At 70.8% G+C, this 506-nt stretch carries 1 protein-coding gene and 1 pseudogene; both read right to left on the bottom strand.

All coding sequences use genetic code 11. The annotated features are described in order from the left end of the window. A partial coding sequence (locus tag ACOADB_RS28365; protein ID WP_378607100.1) for an acyl-CoA dehydrogenase family protein occupies window positions 1-269 on the bottom strand: 269 nt, incomplete at its 3' end. Next, window positions 266-506, bottom strand: a pseudogene (locus ACOADB_RS28360) (3-hydroxyacyl-CoA dehydrogenase); the annotation flags it as partial. The pseudogene ACOADB_RS28360 and the gene ACOADB_RS28365, both read right to left, overlap by 4 nt.

Below are 506 nucleotides of genomic sequence, written 5' to 3'. Positions count from 1 at the left end.
CCGATCGCCGCGAGCTCCTCGGCCACCACCATCGGGTACCGGAAGTCGGGCTCGCCGCCGCCACCGAACTCCTCAGGCACGGCGAGACCGATGATGCCGTTGGCACCCGCGGCCGTCCACGCGTTGCGCGGGACGAGGCGCTCCTCCTCCCACTCGAGGTGGAAGGGCTCGACCTCGCGACGGATGAACTCACGAACGGAGGCCCGGTAGGCCTCGTGGTCCTCGGTGTAGAAACCGCCGCGCGCGTTGAGCGAGACCGGCTTGCTCATCGAGGGGCCATCCTGATCGCGCCGTCGAGACGGATGGTCTCGCCGTTGAGCATCGGGTTCTCGACCACATGGGCGGCCAGGGCGCCGTACTCCTTGGGGTCGCCGAGACGCGAGGGGTGCGGGACCTGCTGGCCGAGGCTCTTGCGGGCGTCCTCGGGCAGCGAGGCGAGCAGCGGGGTGTCGAACAGGCCCGGCGCGATGGTGACGACGCGGATGCCGATGGTCGACAGGTCGCGC

The organism is Nocardioides sp. CPCC 206348 (assembly GCF_048654705.1).
In the GTDB taxonomy this organism is placed as follows: Bacteria; Actinomycetota; Actinomycetes; order Propionibacteriales; family Nocardioidaceae; genus Nocardioides.
Note: the sequence above shows the minus strand (reverse complement) of the source record. Positions and strands in the feature narration are given on the sequence as shown.